The organism is Pseudaquabacterium inlustre (genome assembly GCF_038066595.1).
GTDB classification, from domain to species: Bacteria; Pseudomonadota; Gammaproteobacteria; order Burkholderiales; family Burkholderiaceae_C; genus Pseudaquabacterium; species Pseudaquabacterium inlustre.
Map to the genome: position 1 here is coordinate 453570 of NZ_JBBUTH010000003.1, position 18159 is coordinate 471728.

General features: G+C 72.4%; 18 protein-coding genes. 1 reads left to right on the forward strand and 17 read right to left on the reverse strand.

Annotation, left to right across the window (positions count from 1 at the left end; translation table 11 throughout):
- Nucleotides 1-50: 50 nt before the first annotated feature.
- The 17 genes from AACH10_RS07285 to gspG form a co-directional block, all read right to left on the reverse strand.
- Entirely contained in the window at nucleotides 51-1700 is a 1650-nt protein-coding gene (locus AACH10_RS07285) for a ShlB/FhaC/HecB family hemolysin secretion/activation protein (RefSeq protein ID WP_341409704.1), read from the reverse strand.
- Between the two features lie 7 nt (nucleotides 1701-1707).
- Nucleotides 1708-2925: a VPLPA-CTERM sorting domain-containing protein gene (locus AACH10_RS07290; RefSeq protein ID WP_341409705.1), complete on the reverse strand. Its 1218-nt coding sequence runs from the start codon at nucleotides 2923-2925 to the stop codon at nucleotides 1708-1710.
- Between the two features lie 176 nt (nucleotides 2926-3101).
- Nucleotides 3102-4568 carry a type 2 periplasmic-binding domain-containing protein gene (locus AACH10_RS07295; RefSeq protein WP_341409706.1) on the reverse strand — a complete coding sequence of 489 codons (1467 nt, stop codon included), beginning with the start codon at nucleotides 4566-4568 and terminating at the stop codon, nucleotides 3102-3104.
- A gap of 108 nt (nucleotides 4569-4676) precedes the next feature.
- Entirely contained in the window at nucleotides 4677-5519 is an 843-nt protein-coding gene (locus tag AACH10_RS07300; protein WP_341409707.1) for a PEP-CTERM sorting domain-containing protein, read from the reverse strand.
- 367 nt (nucleotides 5520-5886) lie between these two features.
- Nucleotides 5887-6879 (reverse strand): hypothetical protein, encoded by a 993-nt coding sequence (locus tag AACH10_RS07305; RefSeq protein WP_341409708.1) that lies wholly within the window; start codon nucleotides 6877-6879, stop codon nucleotides 5887-5889.
- A 76-nt stretch (nucleotides 6880-6955) separates the two neighbouring features.
- On the reverse strand, nucleotides 6956-7897 hold the full coding sequence (locus AACH10_RS07310) for a LuxR C-terminal-related transcriptional regulator (protein WP_341409709.1): 942 nt from the start codon (nucleotides 7895-7897) through the stop codon (nucleotides 6956-6958).
- Nucleotides 7894-8376: a type II secretion system protein gene (locus tag AACH10_RS07315; RefSeq protein ID WP_341409710.1), complete on the reverse strand. Its 483-nt coding sequence runs from the start codon at nucleotides 8374-8376 to the stop codon at nucleotides 7894-7896. The genes AACH10_RS07310 and AACH10_RS07315 overlap by 4 nt, the downstream gene beginning before the upstream one ends.
- A 10-nt stretch (nucleotides 8377-8386) precedes the next feature.
- Nucleotides 8387-8788 carry a type II secretion system protein gene (locus AACH10_RS07320; protein ID WP_341409711.1) on the reverse strand — a complete coding sequence of 134 codons (402 nt, stop codon included), beginning with the start codon at nucleotides 8786-8788 and terminating at the stop codon, nucleotides 8387-8389.
- 11 nt (nucleotides 8789-8799) lie between these two features.
- Nucleotides 8800-9294 carry a prepilin-type N-terminal cleavage/methylation domain-containing protein gene (locus AACH10_RS07325; protein ID WP_341409712.1) on the reverse strand — a complete coding sequence of 165 codons (495 nt, stop codon included), beginning with the start codon at nucleotides 9292-9294 and terminating at the stop codon, nucleotides 8800-8802.
- Nucleotides 9291-11468: a secretin N-terminal domain-containing protein gene (locus tag AACH10_RS07330; RefSeq protein WP_341409713.1), complete on the reverse strand. Its 2178-nt coding sequence runs from the start codon at nucleotides 11466-11468 to the stop codon at nucleotides 9291-9293. Before AACH10_RS07330 ends, AACH10_RS07325 begins: the two co-directional genes overlap by 4 nt.
- Entirely contained in the window at nucleotides 11465-12061 is a 597-nt protein-coding gene (locus AACH10_RS07335; RefSeq protein WP_341409714.1) for a hypothetical protein, read from the reverse strand. The genes AACH10_RS07330 and AACH10_RS07335 overlap by 4 nt, the downstream gene beginning before the upstream one ends.
- Nucleotides 12058-12666 carry a hypothetical protein gene (locus AACH10_RS07340; RefSeq protein WP_341409715.1) on the reverse strand — a complete coding sequence of 203 codons (609 nt, stop codon included), beginning with the start codon at nucleotides 12664-12666 and terminating at the stop codon, nucleotides 12058-12060. The genes AACH10_RS07335 and AACH10_RS07340 overlap by 4 nt, the downstream gene beginning before the upstream one ends.
- Nucleotides 12663-13226, reverse strand: coding sequence for a hypothetical protein (locus AACH10_RS07345; RefSeq protein WP_341409716.1), 564 nt, complete (start codon nucleotides 13224-13226; stop codon nucleotides 12663-12665). Before AACH10_RS07345 ends, AACH10_RS07340 begins: the two co-directional genes overlap by 4 nt.
- A gap of 11 nt (nucleotides 13227-13237) precedes the next feature.
- Nucleotides 13238-14014, reverse strand: a complete 777-nt coding sequence (locus AACH10_RS07350) for a hypothetical protein (protein WP_341409717.1) — start codon at nucleotides 14012-14014, stop codon at nucleotides 13238-13240.
- Nucleotides 13995-15539, reverse strand: a complete 1545-nt coding sequence (locus tag AACH10_RS07355; protein WP_341409718.1) for a GspE/PulE family protein — start codon at nucleotides 15537-15539, stop codon at nucleotides 13995-13997. Before AACH10_RS07355 ends, AACH10_RS07350 begins: the two co-directional genes overlap by 20 nt.
- 56 nt (nucleotides 15540-15595) lie before the next feature.
- On the reverse strand, nucleotides 15596-16801 hold the full coding sequence (locus AACH10_RS07360; protein ID WP_341409719.1) for a type II secretion system F family protein: 1206 nt from the start codon (nucleotides 16799-16801) through the stop codon (nucleotides 15596-15598).
- Nucleotides 16802-16808: 7 nt separating this feature from the next.
- Nucleotides 16809-17261 carry a type II secretion system major pseudopilin GspG gene (gene gspG / locus AACH10_RS07365; protein ID WP_341409720.1) on the reverse strand — a complete coding sequence of 151 codons (453 nt, stop codon included), beginning with the start codon at nucleotides 17259-17261 and terminating at the stop codon, nucleotides 16809-16811.
- 288 nt (nucleotides 17262-17549) lie between these two features.
- On the opposite strand from gspG, the gene AACH10_RS07370 reads away from it, so the two are divergent.
- A complete protein-coding gene (locus AACH10_RS07370; protein WP_341409721.1) occupies nucleotides 17550-18119 on the forward strand; it encodes a PEP-CTERM sorting domain-containing protein in 570 nt (189 codons plus the stop codon).
- The last annotated feature ends 40 nt before the right edge of the window (nucleotides 18120-18159 follow it).

Genomic DNA, 18159 nt, shown 5'->3' on the forward strand with positions numbered 1-18159 from the left:
GCGGCGCATGGTCTTCAACAGCAGGCAGACAAACGGGCAAAAGGGGTGGTTCAGAAACGCAGGGCCATGCGCGCGTGCAGCCGCGGCGTGCGCGTGGCGGTGTTGGCCGTCAGGCGCAGCGGCCAGGCCAGGTCCAGGCCGCCATCGATCTGGCGGGTCAGGCGCAGTTGCAGGCCAAAGCCGGCGCCGGCCAGCGAGGTGTAGGGCGACTGGCCGATGGCCGGGTCGATGACCTCGCCGCGCGCGGCCTCGGCAAAGGCGCTGGCCACCAGTTCGTCCACGCCCAGCGTCTTGCCCAGGTTGGGCGAGCGCAGCTCGATCGAGCCCAGCCAGGCGTTGTCACCGGCCGTCTCGGTCTCGCGGTAGCCGCGCACGGTGTCGGCACCGCCCAGCACGAACTGTTCGCCACTGACCAGCGGGCCGCTGGCCTGCTGCGTGGCCACGCGCCCCAGCAACTGCCAGCCCTGGGCGCCCAGCTTCCACTGCGGGCGCCAGTCGGCCCGCAGCGTGGCGAAGCTGCCATCGGCGTTGCGGCGGCTGCACGCGAACTGGTCGGTGGGCAGGCCCACGCAATCCACCGTGCGCGCCAGCAGCGAGCGGGCGGCCAGGGTCAGCGTCAGGCTCAGGCTGCTGCTGCCGTGACTGCCGTAGCGGTTGCCGTTCCAGCCCAGCGTCAGCGGCAGGTAGCGCAGCGGGGACGCGATGGTGTCGCTGCCCGCCACGGTGTTCTGGTGGGTGAGCTTCAGGTCGGCGCCCAGCACCAGGCCATGGGTCAGGTCGGGCAGATCGGGCACGCCCGGCAGCGGCAGCATGCGGCGCAGGCCCAGCGTGCCGCCTTTGCCGATGACGCTGGCGCCCAGCGGCTCGGTGAGGCTGTCGGACAGCACGGCATAGCCCAGCCAGGCGCCGCCATCGTCCACCGGCACGCTGTAGTTGGCCGACAGCATGCGGGTCTGACGGGTGTTCTCGGGGGCGGTCGTGGCGGTGATCGCCAGGCCGTGTTCACGCTGCCACAGGTTGTCGTAGCGCAGCGTGGCGGACAGGCGCCAGGGCACCGTGTCGCGCGCATGTCGGTTGTGCAGTTCCACGCTGCCCGAGAACGGCAGACGGTCCTCCACGCGCAGTTCGGCCTGCAGCGTGCCGGGCTCGCGGCCCGGCCGCAGGAAGGGCTGCACGCGACGGTCCTCGGTGCGGTTCACCGTGGCCAGCTGGTTCTGCACCAGGTTGAAGTTGGGCACCGTGCCCGGCGTCAGCGCGGGCACCTTCTCGCGGATCCAGTCCTGGTCGAAGTAGCGGGCCTGGGTGACATGCAGACGTTCGACGCGGCCTTCCACCACACGCAGACGCACCACGCCATCCACCACGCGCTGCTCGGGCACATCCACCAGCACGCTCAGCCAGCCGGCCTTCTGGTACGCCTGCTCCAGTGCGGCGCGCGCTGCCTCCACGCCGGGCATGCCGCGGCCCGGACCGAGGTGCGGTGTGACCGCGCGTTCGATCTCCATCACCGACAGCACGCTGTTGCCCTCGACCTCGATCTCCATCAGGTCGAAGACCGGCTCGGCGGCCGCGGGGGCACCCGCCTGGGCATGCACGGCGATGGGCACCACGGCAGCACAGGCCGCGGCGATCGCGCTGCCGATCAGGCAGGCGCGGCCACCGCGGGCACGCCACGGATGTGGACGGACGGGACGGCGCACGAGCGGGTCAGCGTTGCGCTGCGGCGCCGCGCCAGCGGCGCAGAGCGACCAGGCCGGCCAGACCGGCCAGCAACTGCCAGGGCGCTGCCGGCTCGGGCACGGCACTGACCTGACCCAGCGGCCCGACGTCGACCGACGTCACACCCTTGAGCCCATCGGTCTGCGCCAGCCGGGCGCGCAGCGCCAGACGACGCAGGAAGCCCTCGCCCAGCGACAGCACCGAATCGGCATGGCCGGTGGGGTTGGCGATGCTGAGCACCCCGGCCAGGTGGGCGAAGCTGTTTTCGAAGGTGACGTGCGCGGTGGCCTCGGCCGCCGACACGAAGCGCGGCATCACATAGCTGAGCAGGTAGCGGCCGGTGTTGCCGTCCTCGGCCGTGAAGCCCCAGTAGGCATCGCCGGCGAGGTTGTCGAATTCGTTGACCTGCGCAAAGTCGAGCGCCGACGAGGTCTGACGCGTCAGGTCGTAGAACCAGGCCGACTGGCCGATGGTGTTGTAGATGCGTGGAACGCCCGCGCTGACAAACAAGCCCGCCAGCGAGCCGAAATAGCCGGACGGATTGGCGGCCTTGGTATCGAAGCTGGAGCCGTTGATGGCGATCGCGTCCTCGTTGTCTGACGAGACCCCATCCACCTTGTGGCTTGGCTGGGTGTTGATGCCTGCCGTGATGAAGTTCTGAATGCTGGCGCGGACAGAGGCGAAAGATTGGTTGGTCACCGTTCGGTAAGCTTCCTCCTGACCCTGCTGGACCGTGAGAAGGAATGCGACGTTGCCGCCGGTGTTGCTGCCGATGCCGTCCGCGCTCAACACGGACCAAGACAGGTTGGATACGTTGGACGAACCCGCCAGGAAGTTGCGCCAGGCCGTGTCCTTGGCGCCGTCAAGAATCCAGAAGGCGTAGTCGTTGGTCGCGTCCGAAGCCTTTTGAAACGTGGCCGAGATGTTGTTGCCTGCTGGTGCCAAGTTGGCCAGGCTGCCCTGGTCGGCATTGGTCGCGCGCATCTGCGCGATGGTCACGCCCAGATCCAGCGTGTACGACGCTTCAGCCACCGAATCCCACACGCTCATCCAAAGCTCGGACTGGGTGCCGTCGGTCGTGCTTCCGGTCGACAAGGTGCCGAGGTTGGGTCGGCGGATCGCGGCATCGGTGTGCCCTGCTGCGGTCAGAAGCAGTGCCAGGGTGACGACGGGGATGGAGCGAAGAACCTGAGGGGTGACGGGCATGAGATGACCATCCTGAAGGGACGGGATGTACGCGGTGTTCCTGGGGCGGCCTGCAGCGTGCCGACCCTGAAAAGCGGCCACGGCCCGACGGAATCGGGCCGTGGACCTGAACCGGGGTTCGGACGGCAGGCCGGAACGCTTTGTCTCCGGTGCTGCCTCACCCCACGCTGTCGCGCTTACTTGACGACGGCCAACGGGGTGCAGTTGTTGCCAGCGGTACGTGCAACGCGCGACACGAAGGTGCCGTCGGCGCCCGTGCCGCCGAAGGTGCCCTGGCCCGACAGCGCCGCCACGCCGTTCTGGTTGGCGGTGGCGATCTTGGCCAGGTTGGCCGGACGGCCCACAGCCTTGGCGAATCCCTGGATGAAGCCGGCCTTGGCCTTGTCGATGGCAGTGCCCGCGCTCAGCTGGGTGATGAGGCTCTTGCGGTACTGCACCGACGACTCCATGGCGTAGTCGTACTTGCCGTTCTTCAGGTTGTCACGGCTGGGCACCACGCCATCCAGTGCGACGAACTTCCAGCCGGCTTCTTCGGCGTTCTCGACCGAAATGTGGCCGATGGCGTAGGCGCCAGCCGTGTTGGCATTGGTGAGGCAGCTGCGCACATTGCCGGTGGAGCCGCCTTCGTACACGAAGAGGTTGCCGCCGGTGTACGGGCCGCTCAGGTTGTTGTCGGGAGTGTCCGACGCGTCGTTGCGAACCGGGTCCGGAATCGAGGCCGAGGTGCATGGGAAGCCGCTGGCCAGCAGGTTGGCGGCCGCCTGGGTGCCGGAGCCCGGCGCGCGACGGCAGATGTTGACCTGGGTGTCTGCACCCACCGTGATGCCCAGCGCGTGCCAGCCCAGGCCGTTGCTCGGGTCGGACATTTCACCGCGCATCAGCGAGCCGGCGACGACGCGTGAGATGGTCGGCACACCGGTGGTCGTGCCGTCGACGGTCTTGCCATCGGCCTTCAGGCGGTCGTACAGCGCCTTGCTCACGGCCACCGCAAACACCGTCTGGAAGGTCGGCTGGCGGGTCAGGCTCTTGAGCTGGGTGTCGTTCAGGCCGGCACCGTAGGTACCAACCAGATCGTCCGGCACGTTGATGCCCTTGAAGAACTCGGGCTCAACGTCCGAGAAGCCGACGTCGGGCGAGCGGACGGATTCGGTGTCGCCGCACAAGTAGGAGTAGGTCGGGCGCGACGCACCGGGCGCGTAGCCGGCGGTGGCGCCAGTGGAAGTGCACGAGGTGGCGCTGACCACCAGATTGGTGGACACCAGCGGCACGGCGACATGGAACACGCCCGTGGCCGAGCCACCGGCATCGCGCTTCCACAGTGCCACGTTGGCGTTGCCCAGGCCCTTGCCTTGCAGATCCGCATCGAGCTGGCCTTCGGCCTTCAGCGTGCAGCTGTAGACGCGGTGGGAATCGCCGTTGTTGCCGTCGGTCGAGAAGTTCGGCTTGGTCTTGTCACTGCCGTAGATGTCCAGGCCGCTGGCGCAGTTCTGGACGAAGATGCCGGCCAGCACGTTGGACACGGCCGAGGCGCCTGCCGCGTAGATCTTGACCGTGTTGGCGCTGTTGGTCGTGGTGATGTCCAGGGCGTGGGCCTGGAAGGTGGCGAGCGCGGCGACGGCGGCTGCAATGGTGCGAAGTTTCATGATCAATCCTGAACAAAGTGAGCTCCGCCACACGACCGGTTCAACCGGTCATGCGACGTCAGAAACGGGTGGAATCCACGGCCCCAGCCTCGCTGGGGCCATCGGGCATCAGCCGCGGCGACGCTTGGCCAGGGTGGCCAGGGTCATCAGGCCGGCCAGCATCAGCGCGTAGCTGCTGGGCTCGGGCACGGGGGCGGCGGTCAGCGTGTAGTTGAGCGCGTAGCCATTGGCCGTCGACTTCAGCGAGAACAGACCGGATTGGCCGCTGACGTTGTCGAAGGTGTCAAGCACCGTCGAGGCCGTGTTGCTGCTACCGGCGCGGATGTACGTGTTGAACACGGACGACGAGCCCAGGGCGTTGTCGGTGCTGAAGCTAAGGGACTTGCCGGCGTTCTTGCCCAGCCAGTTGCCCACACCCAGGGCGTAAAGGCCGTTGTCGGCGCTGCCAAAGACCGAGCCGTTCTGCGCCGTCGACAGGTTCACGTTGGCCGCGTCGCCCTTGGCGTTGTTCGCAACCACGTAGGCATTGAGAGAGGTCAGGGCCGACTTCTGCGTGCCGGTCGTGATCGCCGAAGCGTCGTCGCCACCGGTCACCGTGGTGGCGAACACTTGGCTGCCGACAGCGCTGCCGGTCGAATCGCCACCCGTCACCACCCAGCGCCAGTTGGCCACATTCGAGGCCGCGACAAAGGAGCTGAACTCGGTGCCGGCGAGCGACCAGTTGGCCGAGTAGGCGGCATTGGTGACCGGGCTGGCGGCGGACACATTTTCGCTGGCCACACGCACGGCGTCGGCTGCCGTGCGGAAGTCCTTGATGGTGACACCCAGGTCCATCAGGTACGACACCTTGGCGGTGTCGTCGAAAACGGTCAGGATCAGTTCGCCGTTGCCAGAAGAGGCGGGGGCGATGGCCGCAAAGGCATTCACGCTGGCCAGCGCGGCGGCGGCCACGAGGGCCTTCTTGAAGATGCTCATGTCAGAACTCCTGTTCAGTTTCTTGGGTCGGTGCTGTGAATGACCGCGCACCTTCGACCGGCCTCAGAGGCCCGCCGACGCGCACGGCAACTGCGCAGCGCCGGCGGATCGTTCGGACCCACTCGTCCACAGGGCCTCCAGCCCCGGCGTCCACTAGCCTTTGCACGAACGACAGTGTGTCCAGCGCTCGTGACGCTCGCCCATCGGTGTGGCGGGCCGGGGATGGTCCGAAGGAACCATCACTGGTCCGTTCGGCCCATGGCTTTGCCGCCGTTCACCCCTGAATCCGGGGTGCGCGCGGCCGGGCTGCGGCCGCATCAGCCACCTCGTCCCCGCAGGCGGTTCATCGCGCCACGCTGTACTGGCGTGTGCTGCCCCCGCTGCTGATGCTGACCTGGTAGCCGCTGGCCGAGGCGACGATGCTGGCCTGATCGGTGCCAGCGCCGCTGAGCGTGACGGTGCCCGCGTCGGCACGGCCGGAACTGGTGGCGTAGATCCAGCCCTTGTACCCGTAGTCGGCATGGCCGGTGCCGGCGCTGGCGGGCACGCGGCCACGCAGGCTGCCGCTGCTCACCTGGATCTGCTGGCTGGTGGCGATGACCTCAGGCGTCGACAGGAAGCGGATGCCCGTCACGTCGAGCGAGAACACCGCCTGGCCTGCCTGGGTGCCGAAGCGGATGGTCGCGTCCAGTGCCGGATAGGCGGCCTGGCCCACGGGCTGCCAGCTGAAGGCGGCGTAGGTCAGTTCCAGCAGCAGATCGCTGCCGCTGCGCTGCAGCACCTTGAGCGTGAAGCGGCCGTCGATGACTGCGCCCACACCGAAGTCGCCCAGTGCGACGTCGCCCAGGTCCACCGCCGCCTTGACCGTGCACGCCGTGGCGCTGAAGGCCAGTGTGTCGCCCGCCTGCAAGAGGGCATTCGGGTCTTTCACGAAGCGGTCCAGCAGGCTGTCGGCCACGTCGATCGTGGCCGTGCCCGCCGCGCACAGTTCGGCGCTCAGGCTCTGCACGGCCAGCGCATGGCGCAGTGCCACCTGGCCCAGCGGGCGCATTGGCGCGGCGCTGGCCAGCTTGGGCGCCGCCGCGCCGGCGAGGCCACTGGCCAGCTGCAGGTTGCGTGTGTGCTGTTCGGCGTTGCGCACCAGCGCGGTGGCGGCGTCCTGGCTGCTGGTGAACCGGGCCGTGGCCTGGGCCGGCATGCTGCCGTCATCGGCCGCCTCCGTCGATGCGCCGCCACCGCCGCCACAGGCGCTCAGCAGTGCGGTGCTGCCCAGCAGGGCTGTGCCGATCCAGCGCGGAAGTCGGTCTCGGATGTCGAAGTCAGGCAGGGTGTTCATGGTGCAAGCCCGCTCGGCGCGGGCCCGGATGTGATGAAGGGATGAGAGGGGCGATGGGGGGCGATGGGGGGCGGGCTCATGGCCCGGCATCGGGTGGCTCCGTGCTGCCCGAGGCCAGCACGCCCAGCGCCAGCGCGCGCGAAACGGCCTGGGCGCGGTTGCTCGCCCCCAGCTTGCGCAGGATCTTCTGGACGTGGTTCTTCACCGTCAGCGGGCTGATGCCCAGCACGGTGGCGATCTGGTGGTTGCTCTTGCCCTCCTGCACCCAGGCCAGGATCTGGCGTTCGCGCTCGGTCACGCCGCCGCGCGGCGGCACAGGCGGACCGGGCCTGGGCTGGGGCTCGGCATGACCCGCCGACGCCGCTGGCGACGGTCCGGCGGGGCGCTGCAGGTCGAGCTCCGTGCTCGTCACCCGCAGCCAGGTGCTGTGCAGGAACGGGAGCACCAGGTCGAGCCAGGCGCCGCGCAGGTCCATCTGCGGGCCGCTCTGGCTGGCGGCCAGGCCGCCGAAGATGAACAGGCTCTCGATCTCGGCCGGGCGCTGCGGCCGGGCCACGCCATGCACCAGCAGGTGCGTGTCGCCCAGTGCAGCACGCAGCGGCCCCACGGCCAGGCGTGCGGCCGCATCCAGACGATCCAGATCGATGAGCCGGGCACGCCCGCGGCCGGCGATCCACTGCGCTTGCAGTGCGGCCACCAGCGGGCCGGCGGGATCGGTGAGCGGCTCGATCGCCGCCTGCGGCAGCACCACGTTGTGGAAGGCGTCGAGCACCACCGTTCGACGCTGACGCTGCCAGGCCCCGCACACCAGCATCTGGTGCGGCACCAGCGGCTGCATCTGGCTCTGGATCCAGACGAAGAACTGGTGCCGCCGCTGTACCGCGGGCGCGGCCTCGAGCAGCCGTATCAGGGCCTGCACCTGGTCGCCTGCCATCGACGACAGGTCCACCGGTGCCGGACCGGGGGGTGACGTTGCACCCGGCCACGGCGAGGCCGAGGCATGGACATGTGGGTTCAAGGGTTCCTCCTGTCCGGGCTGATCCCGGCCTCTCTCATGAAGCGCCAGTCACCCACGGTCGCCGGCTGGTGATCCGGGGCTGGTATCGGCAGCGCATGGCGCCGCCAGGCGCGCTGCGTGGCGCGGCTGTGCAGGCCCACGATGCCGCCTTGTTCATCGCGCAGCAGCAGCCAGTCCGGCTGGCCGGTGAAGGGGTCGGCATACAGCCGGCGCAGGTGCTGCAGCGGCGGTGCATGGCGCGTGTCCTGCACCAGGTCGTCGAGCTGCTCCGGGGCCCTGGGCTGGCCGGCGGGGGTGGCTGCGGCATAGCGGCTCAGCGCGCGCGCGATCTGGGTTCCGCGGAACAGCAGTTCGGCCTCGCGCTCGCGCTGCGTGGCGGCCTGCCACTGCGTGGCCAGCGCGCCCAGGCCGGCGGCGCCGATGGCCAGGACGAACAGCAGCCCCAGGTAGGCGAAGCCCTGCAGGGTCCGCCTCGGCACGGATGGACGCTCACCAGTCGGCATAGAGGTCTCCGCTCCGGGAGCGACCCGCTGCGCCCGATCGAACGTCCCACACGCCGGCGGCGGCCAGGCCGTCGTCGGGAGGAGGGGACAACGCCACCCAGCTCTCGCGGCGGCCGGTCAGCGGGTCTTCGGGCAGGGCGCGCAGGTAGCGCTCGGCCACCAGTTCCTGCAGGTCGTGCGGGTATCGGCCGCGGTCGGCGGCGAACTGGTCGATGGCCTGCCGCATCACGGCCAGGGAACTGCGCATGCTGGCTTCGCGCGCCTGGTCCACGCTGCGCAGGTAGCGCGGCGCGGCGATGCTGGTGAGCAGCGCCACGATGGCCATCACCACGATCAGCTCGATCAGTGTGAAGCCGCGGTGGCGAAGAGGGCGGTGGTGTCCGGACATGGTGTACCTGCCTACCAGTCCCGGTATTGGCTGCCGTCGAGCGCGCGCGCAGCGCTGCGCGATGCGATGTCGATGATGTCGGCACCCCCGTCGAACTGGCCCGGGGGGCTGGTGCTGGCGCGGCGCGCCCAGGTGGCCGCGGCACCCAGGGTCGGGTCGGCAAACGGGTCGCGCGGCAGTCGCCGCAGCAGGTGCAGGCGCACGCCTTCGCGCGGCCGGCCCTCGGCGTCGAGCATCGGCACGCCCTGTTCCAGCACCTCCAGCGTGGCCGGCCAGGGCGAACCGTCAGGCCCGGCGCCGATGCGGCGTGCCTCCACCGCGTCGCGGTGCGCATCCAGTGCCTGGCGGATGCTGCGCAGCCCCTCACGCAACTGGGCCTCGCGCGCGCGGCGGGCGGTGTGCTCCACCAGCGGAATGGCAGCCCCTGCCAGGATGCCGACGATGGCCAGCACCACCAGCATCTCGATCAGCGTGAAGCCCGCCGGGGCGCGCCATCGGCGTGTCATGGCGTGTCGGCGCGCGGGTTGGCGCCACGGCGCCGGCCCGTGGGCGCTGTGTCGCCAGCCACCTGGATCTCGGCCTGGCCTTCCACGGTGGCGGCGGTACCGTTGCCGGCGCTCAGGCCCACCACCTGCACGGTCTGGGTGCTGCCGGCGGCAGCCGGGAGCACGCGCAGCACGGTCACGAGTTCGTCGCCCGGGTTCAGTGCGAACGGGTGCTGGCCGGCTGAGCGGCCCGGCGCGGCCGTGGCCGCCTGCAGTGCCGAGGCGTCGAACTGCAGTTCGCCGCTCAGGGCCACGCTGGCGCGGTTGGACAAGGTCACCGACACCGTGTCACCCACCTGCGCCTCGCGGGTGGCGTTGAGTTGCAGCGTCGCGCCGGTGGTACCCGTTGCCCCCGAGACCCCCGCGGCCTGCGACGCCGGTGTGGCGACGCGTGCGCCAGTTCGGCTGTCCTCCACACGCGCCAGGGCGCCCGCTGCCAGCCGCAGTGGCGCCGCACCCGGCTGGCTGTCCGTTCCCGAGGCCAGCGTGGCGGCGGCGGGCGCGGGCGGTGCGAGCCGGCGCACGATGCGCGGGGTGATCAGCATCACGATCTCGGACTTGGCCCGGGTGTCGCCCTGCACGCCGAACAGCTTGCCCAGCAGCGGCATCTGCGTGAGGCCGGGCAGGCCGGTGGCGGTGCGGCGGTCCTCGTCGTTGATCAGGCCGGCCAGCACCTGGGTCTCGCCGTCCTTCAGGCGCAGCGTGGTGCTGGTGGCGCGCTGGCCCACGCGGTAGGCGGTGGCGCCTTGCGGGCCGCTCACTTCGGCCACCAGGTTGCTGACGTCCAGGCCGACCTTGATCGTGACCTCGTCGTCGAGCTGCACCGTGGGTTCCACCTCCAGCTTCAGGCCCACGTCGAGGTAGGTCACGGTCACCGAGGTGCTGACGCTGCCGTTGACCACCTGCGAGGTGCTGAACACCGGCACCTTGTCGCCCACCTGCACCTTGGCCTTCTCGCGGCTGCGGGCGCGGATGGTGGGGTTGGCCAGCAGGTTGGTGTTGCCGTAGTCGCCCTTGAGCGTGGCCACCAGCGCCGGGTTCAGCACGGTGGCGCGGAAGCTGGCGCGTTCACCCAGCGCCACCTGGCCCGAAGCGCCCGGCAGGCCGTACTGCACCGTGCTCGGCCAGCTCAGGCCCAGGCTCTCGAGCTGGCTGCTGGCCACCTCCATCACCTCCACGGCCATCATCACCTCGGGCTCGGGCAGGTCCAGTGTGGCGATCAGCTGTTCGGCCTGGCGCACCACCTCGGGCGTGTCGCGCAGCACCAGGGCGTTCAGACGCTCGTCCACATGCAGGTCGCGCGTCTTGGTCATGGTGCGCACCAGGGTCTGCACCTGCTTGGCATCGGCGTTGCGCAGGTACAGGCTGCGCGTGACGAGTTCCTGGTGCTCGCGCTGCTTGGCGGCGGTGTTGGGGTAGACCAGCACGGTGCTGTCGTTCAGCAGCTTGCGGTCCAGCGCCTGCGTGGCCAGGATCACGCGCATGGCCTCGTCCAGCGACACGTTGCGCAGGAACACCGTGACCTTGGCGTCGCCGCGCACGTCCTTGTCGAACACGAAGTTCACGCCGCTGGCACGCGCCAGGGTTTCAAACACCTGGCGCAGCGGCGCCTCGCGGAACTCCAGCGCCACCGGCTTCTGGTAGGCCGCGGCCAGCGCGGCGGGCAGCGCCGCGGCGGCCGGTGCCGGCACGGCGGCCGCGCTGGCGGCGTGGCGGGCTGCATCGGCCTGGCGCTGCTGCTCGCGCCGGGCCTGCAGCAGCTGCCACTGCAGGGCCGGCAGGCGCGGCTGCTGCGCGTCCAGTGCGCGGGCGCGCGCCAGCAGGCGGTCGGCCTCGTCCAGGCGGCCGGCGGCCAGGGCCAGTTCGGCCTGCGACAGCAGCGCCACGCCCACGCGCTCGCGCTGGCGGGCATGGGCGGTGCGCAGCGCGGGATCGTCCGGCCGATCGCGCAGGGCCGCGTCAAGCCGGTGGTAGGCGTCTTCGTAGCGGCCGGCGCGGGCCAGGCGGTCGGCTTCGTCGATGGCGGGAGTGGCGCAGCCGGCCAGCAGCAGCGCCAGTGCCAGCGCGCAGCCGGCCAGGGCCGGGCGACGCCAGTTACCCCGGTGGGCGGCGGAGGGCGGAAGGAGGTGGGTCATGACTCGGGTCCGGCGTCGCCTGGTTCGCTGGCGGGGCTGCTGGGCTGGCTGCGGCCGCTGCCGGGCACGGATGAGCGCACGGTGACGCGCAGTCCGCCGGGCAGCCAGGTGAGCTCGAGCGCGCCGTCGCGCACCCGGTCGAGCCGCCACTGGCCGTCCAGCACCTGGCCTTCGCGCAGGCTGGCCGCACGCAGCGGTCCGCCCAGCAGGGCCTGGCGGCCGCCGCCATCGTCCAGGCTGCCGATCCATGGGTAGGGGAAGGCCGGTGCGCGTGGCGGCGGCGGTGGCTCGGCCGGGGCCGATGTCGGGCGGACGGCGGGTGGTGGAGGTGGTGGTGGCGGTGCGCCCCAGGCGAGCAGGGCCGCAGCGTCGGGGGCGGGCCAGTCGGCCGGGCGTGCGGGCAGGGCCGGTGTGAGGGCGGGTGTGAGGGCCGGTGTGGGGCGGGGCGTCGTGCCCGTCGATGACGGCGGGCGCGTGGCCCCCCGCTGCACCGGCAGCAAGTCGGTGCCGGCCTCGTCCGGCCCGGTCTGCCAGGCCAGCACGCCGGCCGCGGCCACGGTGCCGGCCAGCGCGATCCACAGCGCGGGCCTCATCGCGCCGCCTCGGCCGGGGCCGGGCCGGCCTGTTCGGCGCGGTGCAGCAGCTGCCATTGCAGATCGGCCTGCAGCACCGGGCTGCGGCTGTCGGTGCGGCTCAGGCGCAGCTGGGTCAGCACCAGCGCCGGGTCGGCCTGCAGGGCCTCGGCCACAAACTGCCGCAGGCTCAGGTAGTGGCCGCTGACATGCCAGCCCAGCGGCTGGCTGCCGACGCCATCGCCGGCCTGGGCGCTGCTTTGCTGCAGGCTGCCCAGCACCAGGCCGTGCTGCCGGGCCAGGGCCAGCAGCTCGGCCAGGCGCCGGGGCGTCTGGCCGGCGGGCGGCAGGGCCTCGCGCAGGCGCTGGTCGGCACCCGCGGTGGCTGGGCGGGCCTGGGCCGCACGCATCTGTGCCACCCGCTGCTGCCAGGCGTGGTCGGCGGCGCGCGCCTGTGCCTGCCAGTGGGGCACCAGTGCGCCGGCGAGCACCGCCGCGCCGAGCAGACCGGTGCACCCCAGTGCCACGGGCAGCGCGCTGCGCCGACGGCCGTGCACCCGCAGGCGCGTCAGTGCGCGTGCCAGCACGTGCCCCATCACCACCGACAGGCCCGCGCCGGTGCTCATCGGGCTGCCTTGGCCGTGCGGCGGGCCACGATCTCGAAGCGCGGGCCGGCGGCGGCGGGCCCGGTCAGGGTGTCCAGCCGTGACAGCGTCACCGAGGCCCAGACCGGCGCCGCATCCTCGCCCTGGGCGCGCAGCGCCGCGGCGGCCGCCAGCGCGGCGGCGGCGTCCGGGGCCTGGCCTTCCAGGCGCAGCGGCCCCTGCCCATCGGCCTGCAGGCCGGTGAAGACCACGCCGTCCACCGCGGCGGCTTCGGCGGCGAGGAAGACCTCTGACCACGGCATGTGCAGGGCCTGCCGCCAGCGCCGGGTTGGCGTGTCGCGGGGCGTGCGTGCCGTGTCGGCGGTGGGTACAGGCCGGCTGGCGGCGGCTGCCGCCGCGGGCGCCTGCGCCAGCCGGGCCAGCCGGTCCTCGGCGTCGCGGCGTTGCGTCCAGGCGGCCAGTGCATCGGGCAGCGTGGCCGCGAGCACCAGCGCACCGGTGGCGCACCAGGCCCAGGGCAGCAGGCTGGCGCGCCGCTGCGGACGCAGGAAGTCGGGTTGAGGCAGGCGGGAGCGCAGCATGGCAGCGGGGTTCAGGCCCACCAGGCCGTCGGGGGGTGCGGGCCATCCAGCCGTGCCGCCGCCGGGGTGGCAGGGGCGCCGGGCGCTGGTAGCCGCGTCCGCCAGGTGGCGGCGCTGCCGCGCTGGCCGTGCCCCAGGCCGCGTCGGTGCGCGTCGGCGGCATCGGTGCTACCGATGGCGGCGCCAGCGTGGCCGGGCAGGCCGGCCAGCCAGTCCACCAGGGCGTCGGGCGCGGCGTCGGGCAGGCGGCGGCGCTGCAGGCCGTGCAGCGTGCCGCGGCACAGCTGCAGCTGCGTGAGCCAGGGGCCTTCCAGCAGCAGCAGCTGTGCGGCCGCCTGGCGTGCCAGCGCGGGCTCGGCCGCCACGGCCAGGGCCAGCGCGCGGGCCCACCAGGGCTGCACCGCCAGCAGGCGAACGCCATGCTGTGCGGCGCTGTGGCGCACCGGGTCCAGCGCCAGGCCGTGCAGTGCGCTCACGCCCTGCGTGCCGCCCGCCCGCCACGCTGCCAGCGGCCAGGCGGCCGCTGCATCACCGTGGTAGTGCTGCAGCAGGGGCCGCACATGGGCCAGCAGGGCGTCGTCGTCGGGCAGCGGCAGGGCGGCGTCGACCAGCACGTCGGTCACCCAGGCGCCGCTGAGCCACAGCCGGGCCGATGTGCCGGGATGCGCGGCGCACCAGGCGTCGAAGCCGTGCCAGTGCGTGGCCGTGTCGCTGCCATCGGCCTGCCACAGGCCGCTGTCGCCCCACCACAGGGACTGCACGGCGCGCTCACGCCGCGGCGACCACACGGTCCATCTCCTCGAAGCTGGTGCGGCCAGCGCGCACGGCCGCCAGGGCCGCGGCTTGCAGCGACTGCATGCCGCGCTCGCGCGCCGCCTGCTTGATCGCCGACATCGGGGCCCGTGCGGCGATCAGGTCGCGCAGATCGTCGTCCATGCACAGCAGCTCGGCCACCGCCCGGCGGCCGCGGTAGCCGCTGTGGTGGCAGGCCGGACAGCCCACCGGCCGGTGCAGCCTCACGGGCGGGCCGGCGTGCGGCTCGCCCAGGCGCGCCAGCTCGGCGGCGGTGGCGGTCACCGGCTCGGCACAGGCGGTGCACAGCTGGCGCATCAGGCGCTGGCCCAGCACCGCGTTCAGCGCTGCCACCACGTTGTACAGGTCCAGCCCCATGTGCATGAAGCGCCCGATCACGTCGAAGGCGTGGTTGGCGTGCACCGAGCTGAACACGCCATGCCCGGTGAGCGCGGCCTGCACCGCGATCTGTGCCGTCTCGGCGTCGCGGATCTCGCCCACCATCACCCGGTCGGGGTCGTGGCGCAGGATGGCGCGCAGGCCGCGCGCGAAGCCCAGCCCCTTCTTCTCGTTGACCGGGATCTGCACCACGCCTTCGAGCTGGTACTCCACCGGGTCCTCGATGGTGATGATCTTCTCGCGGCCGGCCTGGATCTCGGCCAGTGCGGCGTACAGCGTGGTGGTCTTGCCGCTGCCGGTGGGGCCGGTGACCAGAAGCAGCCCGTGCGGCGCGCGCGCCAGCTGCAGCAGGGCGTCGCGCATCGGCGCCTCGAAGCCCAGCGCGGCCAGCGTGGGGCCACCACCGCCCTGGGCCGCGGCGCTGCGGTCGAGCACGCGCACCACCGCGTCCTCGCCCCACACGCTGGGCATGATGGACAGGCGGAAGTCGATCTCGCGCGCCTGGCCCTGCACGGCGATGCGGCGCTTGAAGCGGCCGTCCTGCGGCAGGCGGCGCTCGCCGATGTCCAGCTCGGCCAGCACTTTCAGGCGCGACACCACCTGTTCGGCCAGCGCCGCGCCGTCCACCTGGCGCATGGCCTGCATCACGCCGTCGATGCGCAGCCGCACCTGGGCGCCGCGCGGCTGCATCTCGAGGTGGATGTCGCTGGCGCCGTCGGCCAGTGCGTCCAGCAGCACCGCGTCCAGCAGGCGCACGGCCGGGCTGGCTTCGGCGCCCAGCGCGGACAGCGTCAGCGCACCGGCCTCGGCACCGGCCTCGGCATCGTGCAGGGCGGACGGCGCCGCCGGCCCGTCCACGGCGTCCAGGGTGTCGAGCGCGCGGCCGCCGATGTCGCCCTCGGCCAGCCCGGCATCCAGTGCCGCGGCGCTGCAGCGCTGCCAGCGCAAGGCCTCGCCCAGACGCGTCTCGGCCATCTGCAGCAGCAGCGCATCGCAGTCGCGGTCGGCCAGCAGGTGCCAGCGCCCCTGGGCGTCCACGCCCACCAGCGCGCGGTGCCGGCGGGCCAGCGGCTGCGGCCAGCGCTCGCGTTCCAGGCGCAGCGCCGCGACGGGCGTGGCCACGGCCCCGGATGCGGCCCCGGGTGCGACCCCGGATGCGACCTCGGATGCGGCCGGCGTCACTGCACCTGCTCCATCAGCGTGAAGATCGGCAGGTACATCAGCACCACGATGCCGCCGATCACCAGGCCCATCAGCAGCATCAGCAGCGGATTGAGCAGGCGCGTCACCAGCTCGGCCAGGCGCGCGATCTCGTCGTCGTGGAACGCGGCGGCGCGCTGCAGCATGGCGGGCAGGGTGCCGCTGCGCTCGCCCACGGCCAGCATGCGCCGGGCCACGGGCGTGGCCAGACCGGTGGCCTCGAACGCCTGCGACAGACGCTGTCCGCTCATCACCCGGGTCAGGGACTGTGTGCAGGCCGGGCGCAGCGGCGCGTCCAGCACCTGGGCCACCAGCCGCAACGCCTCGGGTGCCGGTACGCCCGCACCCAGCAGCAGGCCCAGGCAGCGGTACAGGCGGGCCAGCGCCACGGTGCGCAGCCGCACGCCCAGGCCGGGGCTGCGCCACAGCGTGCGGGCCAGCCACTGGCGTGCGGACGGGCTGCGCCACAGGCCCACGCCGGCCAGCGGCAGGGCCGCGGCCAGTGCCAGCGTCACGCCGGGGTGCGCGGCCGCCTGCACGCCCAGTGCCATCAGCCAGCGCGACGCCGCCGGCACCTCGCCCGACAGGCTGTCGAACACCCCCGCGAAGCGCGGCAGCACGTACAGCAGCAGGAACACGATCACCAATCCCCCGGCGGCCAGCAGCATGGCCGGGTAGACGAGCGCGGCGCGCAGGCGCGCCTGCAGATCGCCGCTCCAGCCCAGGTAGCGGGCATGGTCGCGCAGCGTGGCGGGCAGCTGCCCGCTGCGCTCGCTGGCGGCCACCAGCGCGATGAACAGCGCGTCGAAGGCGCCGGGTGCGCGCGCCAGCGCGGCCGACACCGGCAGGCCGTCGCGCAGCGCGGCGATCACGGTGTCCAGCGTGGCATGGCCGCGGCCGGCTGTGTCTTTCTCGCGCAGCGTGCTCAGGGCCTCCAGCAGCGGGATGCCGGCGTCCAGCAGCACGGCCAGTTCCTGGCTGAACAGGCGCAGCTCGAAGCCCGGTGAACGATGCCACCACCGCGCACCGGGTGCCTGCGCAGGGGCCGCGGTGGCCCGTACCGACAGCAAGCGCATGGGCGGCACGCCCAGCGCCGCGCTGACGCCGGCGGCATCCGGCGCCTGCACCCGCACCTGGCGCACACGGCCGTCCAGCTCGGCCAGCTTGACCGCGAACTCGGGCATCGCGGCCTCACCAGCTGGTGACGTCGGCGTCGTCGCCGCTGCCGCCGGGGCGGCCGTCGTGGCCGTAGCTCAGCAGGTCGTAGTCGCCATGCTCGCCAGGGGCACGGTACACATAGGCACGGCCCCAGGGATCGACGGGCACGGCCTTGGCCAGGTACGGGCCCTGCCAGCGCGGCTCGTCGGCCGGGCGGGTGACCAGGGCCGCCAGTCCGGCCTCACTGGCCGGGTAGCGGCCGGTGTCGATGCGGTAATGGTCCAGCGCCTTGCCCAGCGCGTCCAGCTGCGCGCGCGCCACCTTGGTCTCGCTCTTGCCGATCTGGCCGAACAGCTTGGGGCCCACATAGCCGGCCAGCAGCCCGATGATCACCATCACCACCAGCAGCTCCAGCAGCGTGAAGCCGCGCCGGCGCCGGGCACGGGACGGCAGGAAATTCGGAGTGCGCTGGACGGCTGGCGGCACAGGGGGCTCGGCTCATGGTGACAAGCGGCTCAGACTACGTGCCGAGGATGACCGGGGCGTGAAGATCCGTGCCGGCATGTGTCCGGACATGAGCCGTTCGGCTCAGGCGTCGCGGCCTTGCCGGTCGCCGCCGGGCCGCCGCACCGGGGCCACCGCCGCCGTCCCCGACCGCCTGAACGGCTCATGCCGGACCCGCGCGCCAGTCACCGGCGATTCACCGCCGCCCGCCAAGCTGTCGCGCTGTTGTTCCGCCTGTTCCATCGCCTGCCGTTCACAGCGAGGTCTTCCATGCGCTTCCGTCACATCCTCCCCGCCTGCGCCCTGGCGCTGTCCGCCTGCCTGCCGCCGCTGGCGCAGGCCGCCAACCTGGCCCTGCCCGCGGATGGCAGCTGGGTCGAGATCCTGGCGGACGACGGTCTGCCGCCCTTCACCAGCGCCTGGGTCACGCTGAGCAGCGATGGCGCCAGCTACACCGAGGTCGGCTACACCGTCACCATCGCCAGCGGCTTCGAGGGCAGGCTGACGGTGGTGGACACCGCCTACGCCGGCGACCGCTTCGAGCTGCGGGACAACGGTACGCGTCTGGGCGAAACCGGTCCGGCCGCCTTCGATGCCGCCCAGGCCAGGTTCGCCGATGCGGACACCGCGCTGGCCGACGCCACCTATAGCCGCGGCGTGTTCACGCTGTCGGCCGGCAGCCACCTGCTGACCGGTGCCGTGCTGGCTGGCACCGGCTATGGCGCCACCACCGCCGCGCTGAAGCTCGAGGTCTCGGCGGTGCCCGAGCCCGCCACCGTGTTCAGCCTGCTGGCCGGCCTGGGGCTGGTCGGCGCCGCGCTGCGCCGTCGCGCCCGCTGAGCTGCGCCTGCGCCTTGCGCCGCCGCCTCCGACCGTCCCT